Raw genomic sequence first — 4,217 nt, 5'->3', positions numbered from 1 at the left:
CGCCACCCCCCAGCCCGGCGCATCCGCGTACGCCTCGGCGCCCTCCGGTGCGCCGGCCCCCACGGGCCACGGGTTCGGCCCCGCCGCCACGAACGCGCACCCCACTCTGGCGCTGCCCGAGTCGGCATCCACCCCCGCTCGCAAGAAGAGCTCGGCACCCCGCATCGCCGCGCTCCTGGTGGCGGCGGCCCTCGTCGGAGGTGGCGCGGGCCTGGGCGGCACGTACGCCGGACTCAGCCTCTGGGGCGGCGAGAACGCCTCGAGCGTCGCCGGTCCCACGGCCATCACCGTCAACGACCCGCAGGACGTCAACGCCACCGCGGCGGTCGCCACGAAGGTCGTCCCGAGCGTCGTCACCATCAGCGCCACCGGCTCGCAGGCCGGCGGCACCGGATCGGGCGTGGTGCTCACCGCCGACGGATACGTGCTCACCAACACCCACGTGGTCACCCTCGACGGACAGACGGGCGATGCGCGGATCTCGGTCACCACGTCGGACGGCAAGGTGTACGCCGCAACCGTCGTCGGCACCGACCCCACCTACGACCTCGCCGTCATCAAGCTGCAGGACGTGTCGGATCTCACGCCCATCGAGTTCGGTGACTCGTCGAAGCTCAACGTCGGCGACGCCACCGTCGCCGTCGGAGCTCCGCTGGATCTGCCCAACACCGTGACCACCGGGATCGTGAGCGCATTGAACCGGTCGATCCAGGTCGCCTCCTCGGCGGCCCCCAGCGACGGCTCCGACGAGCAGCAGACCGAGCCCGGACAGGAGAGCCCGTTCCGCTTCGACTTCGGTCAGGGCCAGCAGTCCCAGTCGGCGAGCCAGACCATCAAGATCGCCGTCATCCAGACCGACGCGGCCATCAACCCGGGTAACTCCGGCGGCGCGCTCGTCGACGACGAGGGCAAGTTGATCGGCATCAACGTCGCGATCGCCAGCGCCGGCGGCTCGTCGTCGGGTGGGCAGTCGGGCAACATCGGGGTCGGCTTCTCGATCCCGGCCGACATCGCCCAGCGCATCTCGTCGGAGATCATCGAGAACGGCTCCGCCACGCACGGTCTGCTGGGCGCGTCGGTTCAGGATGCCGCCTCCCAGCAGGGTGCGACCACCACCGGCGCTCTCGTGGCCGAGGCCGTCAGCGGCGGTGCAGCGCAGGCCGCGGGCCTGACCGAGGGCGACGTCATCACCGAGTTCAACGGCATCCCGGTGACCAACTCCATCGATCTCACCGCCCAGGTGCGCGCGCTCGCCGCGGGGGCTGAGGCCGAGGTGACCTACCTCCGGGGCGGCCAGGAGCGGACCGCCGAGGTGACACTCGGCTCGATGCCCACCAGCTGACCCTCGCCGTCACCGGCACGACGCCACCCCGCGATGCGTTTCGCGGGGTGGCGTCGTTGTGTCACGGCGGAGCGCGGCACCGACCACGGTTCCTTCGACGAGCTCAGGAACCTCCACCGCGACCCGGGCGATCGAGCCCGGTGACGACGGAGGTCCCTGAGCCTGTCGAAGGGACCGGAGCCGGCGGGCACGACTCCCTCAGTCGAGCGGCGCGAGACGGCCGATCGCGGCCAGCGGAATGCCGATCCAGTCGGGACGATTGCGGGTCTCGTAGATCGCCTCGTAGACCGCTTTGTCGAGTTCGAACGCCGCAAGGAGCGGATCGTCGTCGGTGCGCACGGCGCCCGCGGTATCGGCGTAGCCGGCGAGGAAGGCCTGCTGCGCGTCGATGACCCACGCGCGCACCACATCACCGTCGTCGTCGGCGACCGCGCCCGAGACGTAGTCGAACGAACGCAGCATGCCGGCGACGTCGCGCACGGCCACGTCGGGGAGCAGTCGCTCCTCGATCGGCCGCAGGGGCTCGCCCTCGAAGTCGAGCAGGACCCATCCGTTCGAGGGGGTGTGGAGCACCTGTCCGAGGTGCAGATCGCCGTGCACGCGCTGGAGGGACGGCCACGACGCACGCGCGGCGGCGGCGTACACCGCACGGATGCGATCGGCGTACGGGGCCAGCGCGGGCACTTCGGCGAGGGCGATGGCGAGTCGTCGGTCCCACGCGCCGACCACGGCCGCGCGATCGGCGTCGTCGGGTTCGCGGGTGGGGAACTGCGCGGCGAGGGCGACGTGCATGCCCGCGACGCTGGCGCCGAGGGCATGAGCACGCTCGGCGAAGTCCTCGCCGGCCGCGGCGGCATCCAGGGCGACGCGCCAGGCGTCCTCTACGCCCTCGAAGAACTCCTGCGCGAAGGCGAGCGAGCCGCTCACCGGCACGCCCTCGGGCGTCGTCCACGATCCGCGGACCTCACCGATGGCCGCCGGAACGAACGCGGCGCCCCCGGCTGCCAGAGCCGACTGCAGCTCGACATCGGGGTTGATGCCGGGGTTCACCTGGCGGAAGAGCTTGCAGATGACGGGCACGCCGGTATCGCCCTCGTCGGGGCGGAAGATGAGCGACGTGTTCGACTGCTCGCCGCTCAAGACCTTGGCGGTCGCGCGCGCGGCCGGCGTCTTGCCGTCCGACAGGGCGAGGGCGAATCCGATGAAGCCGTCGCCGGGGGTGCCGACTTCGCCGCCGGCGGTCACCCAGGAATAGAGCTGGTCGGTGAATCCGGCGTCGGTCGTGGCATCCGTCCACACCTGTCCCTCTCCGGACACGCCGATGAGGCTGCCGGGCGGGACCGATCCCTCCGCGCGGACGGCGACGGGGACCTGGTAGACGATGGCCGGGTGCACGGCCTCGTCGCGCACGAGCAGCAGCCGGACGTCGCCGTCGAGGGGCCAGTCGGCGACGACGGTGAGCCGCGGGTCGCGGCCTTTCGTGCCGTACCAGCGCTGACGCGGCATCCAGACAGCGAGAAGATCGAGAAGGTCGCCCATGCGGTGAGGCTAACGCGCCGCGGCGCCCGTCGCGCAGGACTTGCGCGCGGGGCGGTCGCGATGAGAAGAGGTCAGTCCGTCTCGACGGTCTCTGCGGCGGCGTCGCGCTGACGACGGTGGGGGAGCGCCTTACGCGCCACCGAGCCGGTGCGTCGCCCCGCCGATCCGACGGCGTCGGCGATGGCGGAGCCCGCGCGGCGGACGCCGCCCACGGCGCTGCGCTCGAAACGCTCGCTGCCTTCGCGCGGCTCGAGATCCGCGGGCAGCGCGAGCGGGGGACTCCCGAAAGCGCGACGCGCGTTGACCAGTACCCGCCGGCCGAGGATGTGGTTGCCGGTGCCGCCGACCACGGCGCCGACGCCGAAGGGCAGGGCCTTGCCGAGCCACGACGCCCCGCCACGGGTGGCGAACTGCCGCACGAACGAGGTCTTCAGCCGGTCGACGAGGGGGCCGACGGCCGCGCGCGGAAGCGTCTTGGTGATGAGTTCGCCCCAGTACCCCGAGCGGGTGGTGCCGCGGCCGGCCGCCTGCGCGGCGAGCTGCGAGACGAGGTCCACGCCCTCTTTGCCGAGCATCAGCGCGAGCACGAGGGCCCGCCCTCGGTCGGGGTCTTCGACCGCGACGCCGTGGACCTCCGCGACCGACTGCGCGTAAAGGGCGGTCGCCTCGAGGAACGCGACGGTCTCGACCCCGCTGAGAGCGAGGGTGACGCCGGTGCCGATGCCCGGCACGACGGCGGTGGCGCCGACAGCGGCGCCGCCCGTGGTCACCGCGGCGAGGTAGCGGCGCTCGAGGATCTTCAGGATCTGCTCGACCGTGGCATCCGGATGCCGGAGGCGGATGCTGCGCAGGTGCGCGAGCACGACGGGCCGCTGCACCGACAGCACACGGTCGAGCATGCGAATCGTGCGGGGATGCTCCTCCGATCCCGCGGGTGGGAGTCCGCCCGTCCACGGAGCGTCCTGCGGGAGGGAGTGGATGCGGTGCACCTTCTCAGCCATGACCTCATCCTCTCCCGGCCGGCTCGACGTGCGCCGTGAGGTGACGGCGAAGCGCGGATCCGTCGTGCGAACGCCTCGGCCCACCGCCGCCGACCCGTGCGCGGTCTCGCCGCGCCGGAGGCCGTGCGGCCGCGGGCACCGACGCACGGGGAACCGGCGTCGGCAAGAGGAAGGGCGGTGTCGGAGGGGGTTGGTAGTTTGGTGCGATGACAGCGTCGCTGCCGGAACCCCGAGACTCGTCCCCCTCTGACACCGAGGGCGTCGCGGCGAGCGTCGAACCCGCGGCCCGTCAGACCCCGTCGACCGCGCGTGCACCGCGGACCACGCCCGCGAAG

The 4,217-nt window shown here is 72.5% G+C and carries 3 protein-coding genes; 1 reads left to right on the top strand and 2 read right to left on the bottom strand.

The genetic code is table 11. The features are described from left to right. Positions 1-1,342 (top strand): trypsin-like peptidase domain-containing protein (locus RWP81_RS14785; RefSeq protein ID WP_314457352.1); only part of this gene is annotated, 1,342 nt, incomplete at its 5' end. A 198-nt stretch (positions 1,343-1,540) separates the two neighbouring features. Here the strand turns inward: RWP81_RS14785 and RWP81_RS14780 are convergent. Further along, positions 1,541-2,881, bottom strand: coding sequence for a maltokinase N-terminal cap-like domain-containing protein (locus RWP81_RS14780; RefSeq protein WP_314457350.1), 1,341 nt, complete (start codon positions 2,879-2,881; stop codon positions 1,541-1,543). Between the two features lie 71 nt (positions 2,882-2,952). Then, positions 2,953-3,882, bottom strand: a complete 930-nt coding sequence (locus RWP81_RS14775) for a hypothetical protein (RefSeq protein WP_314457348.1) — start codon at positions 3,880-3,882, stop codon at positions 2,953-2,955. Positions 3,883-4,217 lie beyond the last annotated feature (335 nt).

It is taken from the genome of uncultured Microbacterium sp., from assembly GCF_963521695.1.
Taxonomy (GTDB): domain Bacteria; phylum Actinomycetota; class Actinomycetes; order Actinomycetales; family Microbacteriaceae; genus Microbacterium.
Note: the sequence above shows the minus strand (reverse complement) of the source record. Positions and strands in the feature narration are given on the sequence as shown.